Annotated in this window: 12 protein-coding genes; 11 read left to right on the top strand and 1 reads right to left on the bottom strand. The window is 68.8% G+C overall.

The features are described 5' to 3' along the window. Positions 1–8 precede the first annotated feature (8 nt). Positions 9–986 carry a hypothetical protein gene (locus tag ACWD4G_RS27390; protein ID WP_451297871.1) on the bottom strand — a complete coding sequence of 326 codons (978 nt, stop codon included), beginning with the start codon at positions 984–986 and terminating at the stop codon, positions 9–11. A gap of 137 nt (positions 987–1,123) precedes the next feature. On the opposite strand from ACWD4G_RS27390, the gene ACWD4G_RS27385 reads away from it, so the two are divergent. The 11 genes from ACWD4G_RS27385 (at position 1,124) to ACWD4G_RS27335 (ending at position 17,127) form a co-directional block, all read left to right on the top strand. Further along, positions 1,124–3,775, top strand: coding sequence for a valine--tRNA ligase (locus ACWD4G_RS27385; RefSeq protein ID WP_451297869.1), 2,652 nt, complete (start codon positions 1,124–1,126; stop codon positions 3,773–3,775). Positions 3,776–4,077: 302 nt separating this feature from the next. Beyond that, the gene (folC, locus tag ACWD4G_RS27380; protein WP_451297867.1) at positions 4,078–5,595 is read left to right on the top strand and encodes a bifunctional tetrahydrofolate synthase/dihydrofolate synthase; all 1,518 of its coding nucleotides are present in this window, start codon (positions 4,078–4,080) and stop codon (positions 5,593–5,595) included. Between the two features lie 7 nt (positions 5,596–5,602). Further along, positions 5,603–5,947, top strand: coding sequence for a DUF4233 domain-containing protein (locus tag ACWD4G_RS27375; protein WP_451297865.1), 345 nt, complete (start codon positions 5,603–5,605; stop codon positions 5,945–5,947). A 75-nt stretch (positions 5,948–6,022) separates the two neighbouring features. Further along, a complete protein-coding gene (ndk, locus tag ACWD4G_RS27370) occupies positions 6,023–6,436 on the top strand; it encodes a nucleoside-diphosphate kinase (RefSeq protein WP_451297863.1) in 414 nt (137 codons plus the stop codon). Positions 6,437–6,842: 406 nt separating this feature from the next. After that, positions 6,843–7,862 carry a rod shape-determining protein gene (locus ACWD4G_RS27365; protein WP_004931372.1) on the top strand — a complete coding sequence of 340 codons (1,020 nt, stop codon included), beginning with the start codon at positions 6,843–6,845 and terminating at the stop codon, positions 7,860–7,862. A gap of 206 nt (positions 7,863–8,068) precedes the next feature. Further along, positions 8,069–9,013 (top strand): rod shape-determining protein MreC, encoded by a 945-nt coding sequence (gene mreC, locus ACWD4G_RS27360; protein ID WP_451297861.1) that lies wholly within the window; start codon positions 8,069–8,071, stop codon positions 9,011–9,013. A gap of 23 nt (positions 9,014–9,036) precedes the next feature. Next, positions 9,037–9,708, top strand: a complete 672-nt coding sequence (mreD, locus tag ACWD4G_RS27355) for a rod shape-determining protein MreD (protein ID WP_451297859.1) — start codon at positions 9,037–9,039, stop codon at positions 9,706–9,708. A 166-nt stretch (positions 9,709–9,874) separates the two neighbouring features. Then, the gene (gene mrdA / locus ACWD4G_RS27350; protein ID WP_451297857.1) at positions 9,875–12,190 is read left to right on the top strand and encodes a penicillin-binding protein 2; all 2,316 of its coding nucleotides are present in this window, start codon (positions 9,875–9,877) and stop codon (positions 12,188–12,190) included. Continuing rightward, entirely contained in the window at positions 12,187–13,383 is a 1,197-nt protein-coding gene (gene rodA, locus ACWD4G_RS27345) for a rod shape-determining protein RodA (RefSeq protein WP_451297855.1), read from the top strand. The genes mrdA and rodA overlap by 4 nt, the downstream gene beginning before the upstream one ends. A 127-nt stretch (positions 13,384–13,510) precedes the next feature. Then, positions 13,511–15,109: a CYTH and CHAD domain-containing protein gene (locus ACWD4G_RS27340; RefSeq protein ID WP_451297853.1), complete on the top strand. Its 1,599-nt coding sequence runs from the start codon at positions 13,511–13,513 to the stop codon at positions 15,107–15,109. A gap of 92 nt (positions 15,110–15,201) precedes the next feature. After that, a complete protein-coding gene (locus ACWD4G_RS27335; RefSeq protein ID WP_451297851.1) occupies positions 15,202–17,127 on the top strand; it encodes a TIGR03960 family B12-binding radical SAM protein in 1,926 nt (641 codons plus the stop codon). Positions 17,128–17,168: the final 41 nt, after the last annotated feature.

The raw sequence follows: 17,168 nt of genomic DNA, 5'->3' as shown, positions 1-17,168 counted from the left end.
TCAGAACGTCAGGCCTCGACGCGCACGTCATTGCGGAAGTTGGCCGCCTTGTCGGCGGCGTCCTCCAGGTCCGCGCTCTTGCCCGCCATCGCGGAGGCCAGGTCCGCGTAGATGAAGACGCCGAGGGTGCTGTGGTCACCCCAGATGCAGACCGGCATGCTCATCTCGCTGGGGCCACCCGACGAGGAGTCGCCCTTGATCTTGGTCTCCTGGCACTTGAGGACCGCGCCGTCCAGGGCGTCCGGTGTGTACGCCGCAGGCTCCCCGACGAGTTCGCCGGTGCCCGAGTCGTCCTCCGACGCCTCCTTCTTCAGGTTGGCGAACATCGCGTCGACGACCGCCTCCGGGTCCTCGATCTCGCCATAGACGCCCATGAAGTTGATCATCTGCTGGGACAGCGGATTGCTCTCGTCGCCGGACTGGTAGGTGGCGCTCACGTCCTTGGGGTTCTTCACCCCGTTCTTCTCGGCCTCTTCGATGTCGTCCTCGCTGAAGCCGTCGCTGCTGTCGCCGCTCCCCTTCTTGAACTCGCCGCCCAGCACCGTCGCCGGAGTCGTCAGCTTGTGCGGCCCGTCGTCCGCGATGTCCGCGCCGGCACCGCCGCCGAAGACGAAGTACGCGCCCACCGCGACCGCGGCGACCACGGCCACCGCGCCGAGGATGATGCCGACCTTCTTGCCGCCACCGCCGGAGGCGGCCGGAGGCTGGGGCACCGTCGGGTAACCCGGCTGCTGCTGGCCGTACGGGGCCTGCTGACCGTAGGCCTGCTGCTGGCCGTAGGGCGGGGTCTGGGGCGGGACGCCCTGGGGGGTCTGCTGCGGGTACCCGTAGCCCGGCTGCTGTGGGGGCGCCTGCTGCGGGTAGCCGTAGCCGGGCTGGGGGGTGGCCTGCGGCGGCTGGCCGTAGGGGGCCTGACCGCCCGGCTGACCGTACGGTCCGGGCTGCTGGGGCTGCCCGCCGTACGGGCCCGGCTGGTTGTAACTCATGTTCTGGGTTCCCCTCCAGATGCTTATGTGTTTCAGACATCCTGGCGCAGACGTGAGGTGCACAACGCACCGGGGGTCACACCGTTACCGAAGAATCGAGTTTCGGGACCACCCCGTGACACCCCTAAACTGAGCGGGTGACCGAGAACGCTCAGCAGCAGCCTCCAGCGCCCGCCACCGATCTGCCGACCCAGTACGCGCCGGCCGATGTAGAGGGGACGCTGTACGAGCGCTGGGTAGACAAGGGTTACTTCGCGGCCGACGCCAAGAGCGGCAAGCCCGCGTACACCATCGTCATCCCGCCGCCGAACGTCACCGGCAGTCTGCACCTCGGGCACGCCTTCCAGCACACCCTCATGGACGCTCTCACCCGCCGCAAGCGGATGCAGGGTTACGAGTCCCTGTGGCTGCCCGGCATGGACCACGCCGGTATCGCCACCCAGAACAAGGTCGAGCAGCAGCTCGCCGAAGAGGGCAAGTCCCGCCACGACTTGGGGCGCGAGGAGTTCGTCGAGCGCGTCTGGCAGTGGAAGGAGGAGTACGGCGGCAAGATCCTCGGCCAGATGCGCCGCCTCGGCGACGGCGTCGACTGGAGCCGCGAGCGGTTCACCATGGACGAGGGCCTGTCCCGTGCCGTCCAGACCATCTTCAAGCGGCTCTACGACGACGAGTTGATCTATCGCGCCGAGCGCATCATCAACTGGTGTCCCCGCTGTCTCACCGCGATCTCCGACATCGAGGTCGAGCACCAGGAGGACTCCGGCGAGCTGGTCTCCATCCGGTACGGAGAGGGGGACGACTCCCTCGTCGTCGCCACCACCCGCGCCGAGACGATGCTCGGTGACACCGCCGTCGCCGTCCACCCGGACGACGAGCGCTACCGGCACCTCGTCGGCAAGCACATCAAGCTGCCGCTCACCGACCGCACCATCCCGGTCGTCGCCGACACCCATGTCGACCCGGAGTTCGGCACCGGCGCCGTCAAGGTCACGCCCGCGCACGACCCGAACGACTTCGCGATCGGCCAGCGCCACGACCTGCCCTCCATGACGATCATGGACGAGCACGGTGTCATCACCGTCCATGGCCCCTTCCTCGGCCTGGACCGCTTCGAGGCCCGCTCCGCCGTCGTCGGCGCACTGCGCTCGCAGGGCAGGATCGTCGCCGAGAAGCGCCCGTACACGCACTCCGTCGGCCACTGCTCCCGCTGCAAGACCACGGTCGAGCCGCGGCTGTCCATGCAGTGGTGGGTCAAGGTCGGCCCGCTGGCCCGGGCCGCCGGCGACGCCGTCCGCGACGGCCGCGTCAAGATCCACCCCGAGGAGATGTCGAAGCGCTACTTCGACTGGGTGGACAACATGTACGACTGGTGCATCTCGCGCCAGCTCTGGTGGGGCCACCGCATCCCGATCTGGTACGGCCCGAACGGCGAGGAGGTCTGCGTCGGCCCCGACGAGCAGCCGCCCACCGGCGAGGGCTGGCACCAGGACACCGACGTCCTCGACACCTGGTTCTCCTCGGGCCTGTGGCCGTTCTCCACGCTCGGCTGGCCCGAACAGACCGAGGACCTGCGGAAGTTCTACTCCACCGACGTCCTGCTCACCGGCCACGACATCATCTTCTTCTGGGTCGCCCGGATGATGATGTTCGGCCTCTACGCCATGGACGGCGAGGTCCCCTTCAAGACCATCGCCCTGACCGGTCTGGTCCGCGACGAGCGCGGCAAGAAGATGTCGAAGTCCTTCGGCAACGTCGTCGACCCGCTCGACTGGATGGACAAGTACGGCTCCGACGCCCTCCGCTTCACCCTCGCGCGCGGCGCCAACCCCGGCACCGACGTCCCGATCGGCGAGGACTGGGTCCAGGCCTCCCGTAACTTCGCCAACAAGATCTGGAACGCGACACGCTTCGCGCTGATGAACGGCGCGACGGTGGAAGGCCCCCTTCCGGAGGCCTCGAAGCTCTCGGCGACGGACCGCTGGATTCTGTCCCGCCTGAACGAGACCGTCGCCCAGGTCGACGCGTACTACGAGGACTTCCAGTTCGCCAAGCTCAGCGAGGCGCTGTACCACTTCGCGTGGGACGAGGTCTTCGACTGGTATGTCGAGCTGTCCAAGACGACGTTCCAGGCGGGCGGCGAGGCGGCCGAGGTCAGCAAGCGGGTCCTCGGCGAGGTCCTCGACGTCACCCTCAAGCTCCTCCACCCGATCGTCCCGTTCGTCACGGACACCCTGTGGACGACGCTGACCGGTGGTGAGTCCCTGGTCGTCGCCGAGTGGCCGAAGGCTGTGTTCGTTCCTGGTGCTGACGCACCGGGCGGTTTCCGTGACGAGGCCGCCGAGCGCGAGATCGAGCTGGTCCAGCGGGTCGTGACGGAGGTCCGCCGCTTCCGCGCCGACCAGGGTCTCCAGCCCGGCCAGCGTGTCCCGGCCCGTCTGACCCTCGACGGCACGGCGCTGGCCCCGCACGAGGCCGCGATCCGTCAGCTCCTCCGTCTCCAGCCGGAGGGCGACGGCTTCTCCGCCACGGCGACCCTGCCGGTGGCGGGCGCCGAGGTCGCCCTCGACCTCTCCGGTGTCATCGACGTCGCCGCCGAGCGCAAGCGGCTCGCCAAGGACCTCGCCGCCGCCGAGAAGGAGAAGGCCCAGGCCACCGCCAAGCTGGGCAACGAGGCGTTCCTCGCGAAGGCGCCGGACCAGGTGGTCGACAAGATCCGGGGGCGGCTGGCGAAGGCGGACGAGGACATCACCCGGATCGCCGCACAGCTGGAGAGGCTGCCGAAGGGTTAGCCCTCGGCGTACGTGCACGCAGGCCCCCGGTGATCATCAGGCACCGGGGGTTCGTGCTGACCGGGCCGGGGTTTCGCTTACCGGCGCTGACAGGGCGCCGCTCTCTTTGGGATGGGTGCCGCCCCAGCAGCACGATTGCCCGCGGTTGGGTCAGCTATGGCAGCCGGGGTGCACCCTTAAGGGGCGCGGGGCTGTATCGATGTGCGGCTCCGCCGCGTGGGCGCGACCAGCCCCCACCCACCCGCAGCCGCCACACAACAGGTCCCCCCGAGCCACTAGGCACCCATCCGTAGACTGACCCTGTGAGTGAGCGCCCGCACGAGGACAACCAGCAGCCCGACGCAGTCGATCCCTTCGACGAGATCGTCGCCGCCGAGACCGACCGCGATCCCGATCTCGCGGTGATCGAGGCCGGCAGCCGTACGCTGCGTGCCCAGGGCGGCGCACCGCAGGCCGACGTACCGGCCCGCCCCACCGACCCGGCCGTGGACAAGGCACTGCGCGAGGTCGAGGCGGAGCTGGCGACGCGGTGGGGCGAGACCAAGCTGGAGCCCTCGGTCCAGCGGATCGCCGCGCTGATGGACGTACTCGGTGAGCCGCAGCGCACGTACCCCTCGATCCACATCACCGGCACCAACGGCAAGACCTCCACCGCCCGCATGATCGAGGCCCTTCTCGGCGCCTTCGAACTGCGCACCGGCCGCTACACCTCCCCCCACGTCCAGTCGATCACCGAGCGGATCAGCCTGGACGGCGCCCCGATCTCCGCCGAGCGGTTCGTCGAGACGTACGACGACATCAAGGCGTACATCGAGATGGTGGACGCCTCCCAGGAGTACCGGCTGTCCTTCTTCGAGGTGCTGACCGGCATGGCGTACGCGGCCTTCGCGGACGCGCCCGTGGACGTCGCCGTCGTCGAGGTCGGGATGGGCGGCACCTGGGACGCCACGAACGTCATCGACGCGGACGTCGCCGTCGTCACGCCCATCGATCTCGACCACACCGACCGGCTGGGCACGACGCCCGCCGAGATCGCGGCCGAGAAGGCCGGGATCATCAAGCAGGACGCGACGGTGATCCTGGCGCAGCAGCCCGTCGACGCGGCGCAGGTGATGCTGAAGAAGGCCGTCGAGGTCGACGCGACGGTGGCCAGGGAGGGCCTGGAGTTCGGCGTCGTCTCGCGTCAGGTGGCGGTCGGCGGACAGGTGGTCACCCTGCGCGGCCTGGGCGGCGAGTACCCCGAGGTGTACCTCCCGCTGCACGGCCCGTACCAGGCGCACAACGCGTCCGTCGCCCTCGCCGCGGTGGAAGCCTTCTTCGGCGTCGGCTCCCAGCGGCCCGAGCCGCTGGACATCGACACCGTCCGCAAGGCCTTCGCGGCCGTCTCCTCACCGGGTCGGCTGGAAGTCGTACGGCGGTCCCCGACGGTCGTACTCGACGCCGCGCACAATCCGGCGGGCGCGCGGGCCACGGCCGAGGCGGTCGGAGAGGCGTTCGACTTCAGCCGGCTCATCGGGGTCGTGGGGGCGAGCGGCGACAAGAACGTACGGGGGCTGCTGGAGGCCTTCGAGCCGATCTTCGCCGAGGTCGTGATCACTCAGAACTCCAGCCACCGTGCCATGGACGCCGACGAACTGGCCGCGATCGCGGTCGAGGTGTTCGGGGACGAGCGGGTCCAGGTGGAGCCGAGGCTGCCGGACGCGCTGGAGGCGGCGATCACGCTGGCCGAGGAGGAGGGCGAGTACGCGGGCGCCGGCGTCCTCGTCACCGGTTCCGTCATCACCGTCGGCGAGGCCCGACTGCTGCTGGGAAAGGGCTGACCGAGCGATGCGTACCCTCTGTGCCTCGACCCTGATCGGCGAGTTCTTCGTGATCGGCTTCGCGGGGCTGGTCGCGATGAAGGACCCCGGTCTGACCATGACCACGGTCTGGACGGTCAGCGGTGTCGCCATGTTCCTGTGCGTGGTGCTGTGCGGGCTGGTCACCCGGCCCGGTGGCGTCCAGCTGGGCTGGGCCATGCAGATCGCCCTGATCCTCTCCGGCTTCGTCGTCCCCACGATGTTCTTCCTGGGCGCGGTCTTCGCCGTCCTGTGGTGGGCGTCCATCCACTACGGCCGCAAGATCGACGAGGCCAAGGCCCGCTTCGCCGCCCGGTCGACCTCCGAGGCCTGACGCTGCGTAACACTCGTTCGAGCGCGCCCTGTAGCCTCTGAGCCCGCACATTTGTGAAATGAAGGAGTCACCACCGTGAGCCAGCGCACCCTCGTCCTGCTCAAGCCCGACGCCGTCCGTCGCGGCCTGACCGGCGAGATCATCAGCCGCATCGAGCGCAAGGCCGGCTGGCAGATCACCGCGCTGGAACTGCGGACCCTGGACCAGGACACGCTGGAGCAGCACTACGGCGAGCACAAGGGCAAGCCGTTCTACGAGCCGCTTGTCGAGTTCATGGCGTCCGGGCCGGTCGTGGCGCTGATCGTCGAGGGTGAGCGGGTCATCGAGGGTGTGCGGGCGCTCGCCGGACCGACCGACCCGATCGCCGCCGCGCCCGGTTCCATCCGGGGCGACTACGGCGTCATCGTCCGCGAGAACCTCATCCACGCCTCCGACTCCGAGGAGTCCGCGGAGCGCGAGCTGAAGATCTTCTTCCCGGGTCGCGCGTAACACCCGTACCGCGCGTTTCGGGGTCGGCGGGGGCCGCTCCAGAGCCTGCCCCCGCCGCCTCTCCGACCCGCCGTCAGCCGTTTGGCTCAAGCCCGTTCACCAAACCCACCCAACGACGGCCCGGGTGTGTAACCCAAGGTGAATCCCGGTATGGAAAGCTCGTCATGTCCCGGCATATGCGTGCCGATCGGGGGAACGCGCACCCTCGATGGATCGTCTCCACAGGCGAGGCGGCCCATCGCGTGCCCACAATGGCGAAGACCCTCGCGCAGTGTTCGTGCGGGCGAGACTACGATGTAAGCCTTCACGTCACAGCACCCACTTCGCCGACCCGAAAAGCCTGAAAGGCACTCAAAAGCCCTCAGCGTCCACTGGGAAGGCCACACGAATCCTGATGGGGAACTCAATGTCGTTCATCGGCCGTGACATGGCTGTCGACCTCGGGACCGCCAACACGCTGGTGTACGTCAGGGGTCGCGGGATCGTACTGAACGAGCCGTCCGTCGTCGCGATCAACACCAACACCGGTGGCATCCTCGCGGTCGGCGCGGAAGCGAAGAAGATGATCGGGCGGACGCCGGGCAACATCGTTGCCGTACGTCCGCTGAAGGACGGTGTCATCGCCGACTTCGAGATCACCGAGCGGATGCTCCGCTACTTCATCCTGAAGATCCACAAGCGGCGGTATCTCGCCCGGCCCCGGGTCGTCGTCTGTGTGCCGTCCGGCATCACCGGTGTCGAGCGGCGCGCGGTCATCGAGGCGTCCTCCCAGGCCGGCGCCCGACAGGTGCACATCATCGAGGAGCCCATGGCCGCGGCCATCGGCTCCGGCCTGCCGGTCCACGAGGCCACGGGCAACATGGTGGTGGACATCGGCGGCGGCACCACGGAGGTCGCGGTCATCTCGCTCGGCGGCATCGTGACCGCCCAGTCCATCCGCGTCGCGGGCGACGAGTTGGACAACGCGATCATCCAGCACATCAAGAAGGAGTACTCCCTCCTCCTCGGTGAGCGGACAGCCGAACAGATCAAGATCACGATCGGTTCGGCGTACGACCTCGACGCTGACGAGCACACCGAAATCCGTGGCCGCGACCTGGTGTCCGGGCTGCCCAAGACCGTCGTCATCTCCGCAGCGGAGGTGCGCAAGGCGATCGAGGAGCCCGTCAACGCCATCGTCGACGCCGTCAAGACGACCCTCGACAAATGCCCTCCGGAACTCTCCGGCGACATCATGGACCGCGGCATCGTCCTCACCGGCGGCGGCGCCCTGCTCCGCGGTCTCGACGAGCGGCTGCGCCGGGAGACCGGTATGCCGATCCATATCGCCGAGGACCCGCTGGACAGCGTGGCGCTCGGCTCGGGCAAGTGCGTGGAGGAGTTCGAGGCGTTGCAGCAGGTGCTCGACGCCCAGCCCCGCAGATGACATAACACTTCGATTCCGCCGTACGAGACGACCTCTTCTCGTACGGCGGATCGTTGATATTGAGGCATAAGCTCACACAAAGCGCCCCTGCGGTCCCGTGGTTGATGGCCCGATGGCCCGATGGCCCGATAGCCCGGGAATCCGAGGGGCTACCCGAATTCCCCAATTCCTGTCGAATTCCTATGAGGAAGGCACGGCCGCCGCACGTGAGGGACACACGAGAGAGCCGGCTGCTCCTGGTGCTGCTGATCGCCGTCGCGTTCGCGCTGATCACGGTGGACATCCGCGGCGGGGAGGACTCACCGGTCGACGGTGCCCGACGTGGCGCGGCCGCCGTCTTCGGCCCGATCGAGGACGGGGTGTCGACCGCCGTCGACCCGATCGGCAACGCCATAAGCGCGATCCGTGAATCCGGCTCCCGTCATGACCGCCTCGCCGCCCTGGAGAAGGAGAACGCCCAACTGAAGGCGTCCCTCGGCAGCGACGACCGCAACCGCAGCCGCGTCGAACAACTCGACAAGATCCTCAAGACGGCGGCGAGCGGCCAGTACGGCATCAAGGGCGCCGAGGTCATCGCCATAGGAGCGGCCCAGGGCTTCTCCTGGACCGTCACCATCGACATCGGCAGCAACGACGGCATCACCCGTGACATGACCGTCCTCAACGGCGACGGACTGGTCGGGCGGGTGACCACGGTCGGCCCCGACAGCGCCACCGTCCTCCTCGCCAACGACCCCGACTTCACCGTCGGTACGCGTATGGAGGCCACCGACGAACTGGGCTTCGCGTCCGGCCAGGGCGACCGCCCGCTGCGCGTCGAACTCCTCAACGGCAAGGCCAAGGTGAAGGAGGGCGACCGACTCGTCACCTTCGGCTCCCAGGCCGACAAGCCGTTCGTGCCCGGCGTCCCCGTCGGCGTCGTCTCCCGGGTCGACCCCTCCGGCGGCGATCTGACCCGCACGATCTACGTGAAGCCGTATGTGGCCTTCACCCAGCTGGACATCGTCGGCGTCGTCGTCCAGCCCCCGCGCAAGGACCCCCGCGACACCGTCCTGCCGGACAAGCCCGAGCCCACCCCCACGCCGACCGTGACGGTGACGGTCACCCCGGACGCCCAGGCGCCCGGTGACGGCCAGCTGGACGAGCAGTAGGACAACAGGAGCTGACCCACCCCATGCGCTTCAACCGTATCCTGCTCTCCACCACCCTGGTGATCGTCGCCCTGGTGCTCCAGGTGAGCGTCCTCGCCCGCCTCCATCTCCCGGGCGCCGTCCCCGACCTGGTACTCCTCACCGTCCTCGGACTCGCCCTGGTCTACGGCCATGTCGGCGGCGCCCTCGTCGGCTTCGGCGCCGGGCTGCTCTCCGACCTCGCCCCGCCCGCCGACCACGCCGCCGGCCGCTACGCCCTCGTGCTCTGCGTCATCGGCTACCTCGCGGGCCTCGCCAAGCCCGAGACCGGACGCCTGAAGTCGGCGACCGGCCCGATGGTCGTGGTCGTCGTGGCCGCGCTCGGCGCGACCCTGCTGTACGCCGGTGTCGGCGCCCTCGTCGGGGACGACGCCGCCCGCCATGTCGGCCTGCCCAGCCTGCTGTTCACGGCCGCGCTCTACGACCTGCTGCTCGCCCCGTTCGTCGTCCCCGGCATCATCGCGCTCGCCCGCCGCGCCGAGAACGACCCGCTCGCCGAGACCAACAACGCCGCCAAGGCCGCCGACGTCTCCTCCGGCTGGCTCTCCTCCGGCACGGGCCTGCGCATCGGCAGCCAGCGCGGGGGGTTCCGTATGAAGGCGGCCCGATCGCGGATGGCCCGCGCGGGCCGCATCAAGGGGGTCAAGCGGCTGTGACAGGGGGCGCCCGCGCGCGCAGCGCGCCAGTGGACCCGGCGGACGGTTCACCCGAACGAGTTCACCGAGGCGGAACGGAGCGTCGCCGGCCCGCCGTTCACCATTCGTACGCGCAGACATGCCGTCGCAGCGAGCAGACATTCCATCGCAGTGAGAGGGGGAGGCAGTGACCAACATCCCGGAGACCGGGCGGACTCCACGGGTCCAGATCCGGCTCGTCATCATCCAGATCCTCGTCTTCTCCCTCCTCGGCACCCTCGGCGGCCGCCTCTGGTACCTCCAGATCCGCGAGGGCGACGCCTACGCCAAGGAAGCCTCCGGCAACCACGTCCAGCAGGTCGTCCAGCCCGCCGTACGCGGCTCGATCCTGGACGCGCGCGGCGTGCCGATCGCCGACAACGAGACCAGACTGGTCGTCTCCGCCTCCCGTACCGAGCTGCTGAAGATGGACGACGACGGCAAGGCCGTCCTCACCAAGCTCGCCGGTGTCCTGGACATGAAGCCCAAGGAGGTCATGGACAAGGTCCGCCTCTGCGACTCGGAGACCCCGCAGCCGTGTTGGAACGGCTCGCCCTACCAGCCGATCCCCATCACCGACGAGGCCACCGCCAAGCAGGCCCTGCAGATCCGCGAGCGCTCCGAGGACTTCCCCGGTATCACCGCCGAACCCCAGGCCGTCCGCCGCTACGCCAGCCCCGGCGGCGCCAACACCGCCCAGGTCCTCGGCTATCTCTCCCCGGTCACCGACGAGGAGATCACCAAGGCCCAGGACACCAACTCGCCCTATCTGCGCTCCGACCAGGTCGGCCGGTCCGGCCTGGAGCGCGAGTACGACAAGGAGCTGCGCGGCAAGGCCGGCGTCACCCGCTACGAGGTGGACAACCTGGGCCGCGTCATCGGCGAGGCCGAGGCCGATCCCGCGAAGCCCGGCGCCAACCTGGTCACCAGCATCGACGCCCGAGTGCAGCGCATCGCCGAGTACGAACTCAACGAGGCGATGAAGGAAGCCCGCAAGCAGATGGACCGGAACACCGGCACCAACTACAAGGCCGACTCCGGTGCCGTCGTCGTCATGGAGGCCAAGACCGGCCGCGTCGTCGCCATGGCCTCCAACCCGGACTACGACCCCAACGCCTGGGTCGGCGGCATCTCCGCCAAGGACTACGCCAAGCTCACCGGCAAGAAGTCCAACTACCCGCTGCTGAACCGCGCGATCCAGGGCCAGTCCGCCCCCGGCTCCATCTTCAAGGTGGTCCCCACGGCCGCCGCGGTGAACGCCGGCTACTCCTTCGACGGACCGTACGAATGCTCCAGCGCGTACTCGATCGGCGGCCAGGTCTTCAAGAACTTCGAGTCCAAGGGCTATGGCGCGATCAGCCTCGGCCGCGCCCTGGAGGTCTCCTGCGACACCGTCTTCTACCGCCTCTCCCACGAGGAGTGGAAGCGCGACGGAGGCATCAAGCCCAAGAAGAACGCCAACGACTGGTTCTACAAGACGGCCCACCAGTTCGGCCTCGGCTCCGAGACCGGCATCGACCTGCCCAACGAGGTCACCGGCCGTATCCCGGACCGCCAGTGGAAGCAGGAGTACTGGGAGGCCAACAAGGACGCCTGGTGCAAGTACGGCAAGAAGGGCGGCACCTACGCCGAGCAGATCGCCTACGAGAACTGCCTCGAAGGCAACCGCCTGCGCGCCGGTGACTCCGTCAACTACTCCATCGGCCAGGGCGACACCCTCGTCACCCCCATCCAGATGGCCACCATCTACGCGGCCATCTCCAACGGCGGCACGCTCTACGACCCCACCGTCGGCAAGGCCGTCATCAGCGCAGACGGCCAGCAGGTGACGGAGATCGAGCCCACGTCGCACGGCAAGCTGCCGATGACGAAGAAGACCCGCGACGAGATAGACGACGCCCTCGCGGGAGTCGCCACCCGCGGCACGGCGGCCTGGCGTTTCCAGGGCTGGCCGCAGGACGAGATCCCGATGCACGCCAAGACGGGTACAGCCGAGGTCTACGGCAAGCAGACGACCTCATGGTTCGCCACGTACACCAAGGACTACTCGATCGTGATGACGATCTCCCAGGGTGGTACGGGCTCCGGCGCCTCCGCACCCGCCGTGCGCAAGCTCTACAACGCGCTGTACGGCGTCTCCGAGGACGGCAAGATCGACAAGAACAAGGCGCTTCTCTACACCCCGCAGAAGGGCCTGCCGAAGATCGAGTCCGACGGTTCGATCGACGCCCCCAAGCTGGAGTCGTACCCGCCGAAGAAGTCCAAGGAGGAGCAGGAGGCCGAGGACGCCCAGGCGGTCGCGGCCGGCCCGGAGGCCCAGCCCGTCTCCTTCGAGCAACCGGCTGTCATCAGCACGCGCGGTGGCGGCGGCAATCGAGCGGCGAGGCGGCGGACGGACGGCTGCCGCCGACGTCCACACCGCCGCGCCCTGCGCCGTGGAGCGAGTCGAAGGGGGTCCGTATGACCGGCAACAGCTTCTCCGTCTCCGGCTACGGGCCCGAGCGCTCCGGCTGGACACGGCTGTTCGCCCGTGACTCGCTGGCCCGGCGGCTGGACTGGCCGATACTGTTCTCGGCCATCGCGCTCTCCCTGATCGGCGCGGCCCTCGTCTTCTCGGCGACCCGCAACCGCACCGAACTCAACCAGGGCGACCCCTACTACTTCCTGTTCCGGCATCTGCTGAACACCGGCATCGGCTTCGCCCTGATGGTCGGCACGGTCTGGCTCGGCCACCGCACCCTGCGCACGGCCGTGCCGATCCTCTACGGCATCTCGGTGCTGCTGATCCTTCTGGTGCTCACCCCGCTCGGCGCGACGATCAACGGCGCCCACGCGTGGATCGTCATCGGCGGCGGCTTCTCGCTCCAGCCCTCCGAGTTCGTGAAGATCACGATCATCCTGGGCATGGCGATGCTGCTGGCGGCGAGAGTGGACGCGGGCGACAAACCCCACCCCGACCACCGCACGGTCGTCCAGGCGCTGGGCCTCGCCGCCGTCCCGATCCTGATCGTCCTGCTGATGCCCGACCTCGGGTCGGTCATGGTCATGGTGGTCATCATCCTCGGAGTGCTGCTCACCTCCGGGGCGTCCAACCGCTGGGTCCTCGGCCTCATCGGCGCGGGCGCGCTCGGCGCGGTGCTGGTCTGGCAGCTCGGGGTGCTCGACGAGTACCAGATCAACCGCTTCGCCGCGTTCGCCAACCCCGAGCTGGACCCGGCCGGCGTCGGCTACAACACCAACCAGGCCCGGATCGCCATCGGCTCGGGCGGGCTGCTCGGCACCGGCCTGTTCAAGGGGTCCCAGACCACCGGCCAGTTCGTGCCGGAGCAGCAGACCGACTTCGTCTTCACGGTGGCGGGGGAGGAGCTGGGGTTCGTCGGCGCGGGGCTGATCATCCTGCTGCTTGGTGTGGTGCTGTGGCGGGCCTGCCGGATCGCCCGGGAGACGACCGAGCTGTACGGCACGATCGTGGCGGGCGGGATCATCGCCTGGTTCGCGTTCCAGTCGTTCGAGAACATCGGGATGACCCTGGGGATCATGCCGGTCGCGGGCCTGCCCCTGCCGTTCGTGTCGTACGGAGGCTCGTCGATGTTCGCGGTGTGGGTGGCGGTGGGGCTGTTGCAGTCGATCAGAGTGGAGCGCCCCCTTTCCGCGTGACGGTTCGCCGTGGGACGAGGGCGCGACAGGACCGAAAGCTCAGGTGGACGGGAGGGAAACGGCAGGTATCGGCCGTTCAACGATCCTGGGGCTGCCCAGAAAACAGATGTACGTCTAGATTCAATTCATGGCGGACATCAAGCGGGAAATCGAGCGCAAGTATGAGTCCGACGAGAGCGGCCTTCCCGATCTGACCGGTGTGGCCGGGGTCGCCACCGTCCTGGACAAGGGCGTGGCGGAGCTGGACGCGGTCTACTACGACACCCCGGACCAGCGCCTCGCCGCCTCCGGGATCACCCTGCGCCGCCGCACCGGGGGCGCCGACGCCGGCTGGCATCTGAAGTTCCCCGTCTCCTCCGGGGTGCGGGACGAGATCCGGGCCCCGCTGTCCGACACCCTGCCCGGCGAACTGGCGGGGCTGGTGCGCTCGCGGGTGAGGGAGACCGAGCTGGTGCCGGTGGTCCGCCTCCGTTCCACACGGGAGGTCAGCGAGCTGCTCGACCCGGAGGGCGCCCTGCTCGCCGAGGTCAGTGTGGACGCCGTGCACGCCGAGCGGCTCGCCGACGGGGGCCGGACCGCGCAGTGGGCCGAGATCGAGGTGGAGTTGGCCGACGGGGGCGACGAGGCCTTTCTGACCAAGGTCGACAAGAAGCTGCGCAAGGCGGGCGTACGACCGTCCGGGGCGACGTCGAAGCTGGCCCGGGCGCTGGAGGAGACGGCACCCGAGCGCAGCCGGAAGACCAAGGGCAAGGACAAGGACAAGACCAAGACCAAGGGCAAGGGCAAGGGCAAGGGCAAGAACAAGGGCGGCGGCGGGAAGCGAGTCGGGCGGGCCGGGGCGGGCGGGGACGCCGTCACGGCGGGCGACCATGTCCTCGCCTATGTCCGGGCCCAGCGGGACGCGATCGTCGAACTCGATCCCGCCGTACGCCGGGACGTCTTCGACTCCGTGCACAGCATGCGGGTCGCCACACGGCGGCTGCGCAGCACCTTCAAGTCGTACCGGAAGGTGCTGGACCGGGCGGTCACCGATCCCATCGGTGACGACCTGAAGTGGCTCGCCGGGGAACTGGGCATCGACCGGGACCGGGAGGTGCTGACGGAACGCCTCACGGAAGCCATAGGCAACCTGCCCGAGCACTTGGTGGACGGACCCGTACGCACCCGTCTCGACACCTGGGCCGAGGCCCGCGGCACCGGCTCCCGGAGGCGGCTGATCGCCGTACTGGACGGGGAGCGGTATCTGACACTGCTGGGGACGCTCGACGCCGTGGTCGCCGATCCGCCGCTGCGCAAGGCCGCCGGGGGCGATCCGCAGGAGGTGCTCCGCAAGGCGGTCGGGCGGGACTTCGCGCAGGTGGCGGCGTTGATCGAGGAGGCGCTGGAGCAGCCGTCGTCGGGGCCCGAGCGGGATGTCGCCATGCACGAGGCCCGCAAGAAGGCCAAGCGCACCCGTTACGCGGCGGAGACCGCGGCGCCCGCCCTCGGCAGGCCGGCGGAGAGCATGGTCAAGGACATGAAGTCGCTCCAGACCCTCCTCGGCGACCACCAGGACAGCGTGATGTGCCGCGAGGCCCTGCACGACATCGCGGCGCAGGCCCACGCGGCGGGGGAGAGCGCGTTCACATACGGGCTGCTGTACGGGAGGGAGGAGCGCCGCGCGGCGGACCGCGAGGCGGAGTTGCCGGGCACCTGGAAGGGGATCAAGGACCGGATCGCGATCTGAGCCGTGGCGGGGGTCGACCTCGGCGCGGTCGGGAGGTGTCTCCGGCCGCGTTAGGCTAGATGGTCACCCCTGTCACTTCAAGAAGGTTCGTGATGTCTGTCGAGTCGGTCTTCCCGCAGCTCGAAGCTCTGCTCCCGCATGTGCAGAAGCCGATCCAGTACGTGGGTGGCGAGCTCAATTCCACCGTCAAGGCGTGGGACGAGTGCGACGTCCGCTGGGCGCTGATGTACCCCGACGCGTACGAGGTCGGGCTGCCCAACCAGGGCGTCATGATCCTCTACGAGGTACTGAACGAACGGCAGGGCGTCCTCGCCGAGCGCACGTACAGCGTGTGGCCGGACCTGGAGGCGCTGATGCGGGAGCACGGCGTCCCGCAGTTCACGGTGGACAGCCACCGGCCGGTCAAGGCGTTCGACGTGTTCGGGCTCAGCTTCTCCACGGAGCTGGGCTACACGAACATGCTCACCGCCCTGGACCTCGCCGGTATCCCCCTGGAGTCCAAGGACCGGACCGTCGACGACCCGATCGTCCTCGCCGGCGGCCACGCGGCGTTCAACCCCGAGCCCATCGCGGACTTCATCGACGCGGCGATCATCGGCGACGGCGAGCAGGCCGTGCTGGACATGACCGAGATCATCCGCCAGTGGAAGGCGGAGGGCCGGCCCGGAGGCCGCGAGGAGGTCCTCTTCCGGCTGGCGAAGACCGGCTCGGTCTACATCCCCGCGTTCTACGACGTCGAGTACCTCCCCGACGGCCGCATCGGCCGCGTCGTACCCAACAAGTCCGGTGTCCCGTGGCGGGTGTCCAAGCACACGGTCATGGACCTGGACGAGTGGCCGTACCCCAAGCAGCCCCTGGTCCCGCTCGCCGAGACGGTCCACGAGCGGATGTCGGTCGAGATCTTCCGTGGCTGCACGCGCGGCTGCCGCTTCTGCCAGGCGGGCATGATCACGCGCCCGGTGCGTGAGCGTTCGATCACGGGCATCGGCGAGATGGTCGAGAAGGGCCTGAAGGCGACGGGCTTCGAGGAGGTCGGTCTGCTCTCGCTGTCGAGCGCCGACCACTCGGAGATCGGCGACATCGCCAAGGGCCTGGCGGACCGGTACGAGGAGGACAAGATCGGTCTGTCCCTCCCGTCGACCCGCGTGGACGCCTTCAACGTCGACCTCGCGAACGAGCTGACGCGCAACGGCCGTCGGTCCGGTCTGACGTTCGCGCCCGAGGGCGGCTCGGAGCGGATGCGCAAGGTCATCAACAAGATGGTCTCGGAGGAGGACCTGATCCGGACCGTCGCGACGGCGTACGGCAACGGCTGGCGTCAGGTGAAGCTGTACTTCATGTGCGGTCTGCCGACGGAGACCGACGAGGACGTCCTGCAGATCGCCGACATGGCGATGAACGTCATCGCCAAGGGCCGCGAGGTGTCGAAGTCCAACGACATCCGCTGCACGGTCTCGATCGGCGGTTTCGTGCCGAAGCCGCACACCCCCTTCCAGTGGGCCCCGCAGCTCTCCGCCGAGGAGACGGACGCCCGTCTGGAGAAGCTCCGCGACAAGATCCGCGGCGACAAGAAGTACGGCCGCTCCATCGGTTTCCGCTACCACGACGGCAAGCCCGGCATCGTCGAGGGCCTGCTGTCCCGTGGCGACCGCCGGATCGGCGCCGTCATCCGCGCCGTCTACGAGGACGGCGGCCGTTTCGACGGCTGGCGCGAGCACTTCTCGTACGACCGCTGGATGGCCTGCGCGGACAAGGCGCTGGCGGACTTCGGCGTCGACGTCGACTGGTACACCACCCGTGAGCGGACGTACGAGGAGGTCCTGCCCTGGGACCACCTCGACTCGGGTCTCGACAAGGACTGGCTCTGGGAGGACTGGCAGGACGCCCTCGACGAGACCGAGGTCGAGGACTGCCGCTGGACCCCGTGCTTCGACTGCGGTGTCTGCCCGCAGATGGACACCCACATCCAGATCGGCCCGACGGGCAAGAAGCTGCTGCCGCTCAGTGTCGTCAAGTAGCCGGTGATGAGACGCCGGTGAGCCTGCTCCGAGGAAACGAA

It is taken from the genome of Streptomyces sp. NPDC002643, assembly GCF_053592555.1.
Note: the sequence above shows the minus strand (reverse complement) of the source record. Positions and strands in the feature narration are given on the sequence as shown.

Excerpts from the sequence above, each read along its gene's own strand:
- ACWD4G_RS27390 (WP_451297871.1), bottom strand. The coding sequence starts at position 986 with ATGAGTTACAACCAGCCGGGCCCGTACGGCGGGCAGCCCCAGCAGCCC.
- ACWD4G_RS27375 (WP_451297865.1), top strand. The coding sequence starts at position 5,603 with ATGCGTACCCTCTGTGCCTCGACCCTGATCGGCGAGTTCTTCGTGATC.
- ACWD4G_RS27365 (WP_004931372.1), top strand. The coding sequence starts at position 6,843 with ATGTCGTTCATCGGCCGTGACATGGCTGTCGACCTCGGGACCGCCAAC.
- mreD (WP_451297859.1), top strand. The coding sequence starts at position 9,037 with ATGCGCTTCAACCGTATCCTGCTCTCCACCACCCTGGTGATCGTCGCC.
- rodA (WP_451297855.1), top strand. The coding sequence starts at position 12,187 with ATGACCGGCAACAGCTTCTCCGTCTCCGGCTACGGGCCCGAGCGCTCC.
- ACWD4G_RS27340 (WP_451297853.1), top strand. The coding sequence starts at position 13,511 with ATGGCGGACATCAAGCGGGAAATCGAGCGCAAGTATGAGTCCGACGAG.
- ACWD4G_RS27335 (WP_451297851.1), top strand. The coding sequence starts at position 15,202 with ATGTCTGTCGAGTCGGTCTTCCCGCAGCTCGAAGCTCTGCTCCCGCAT.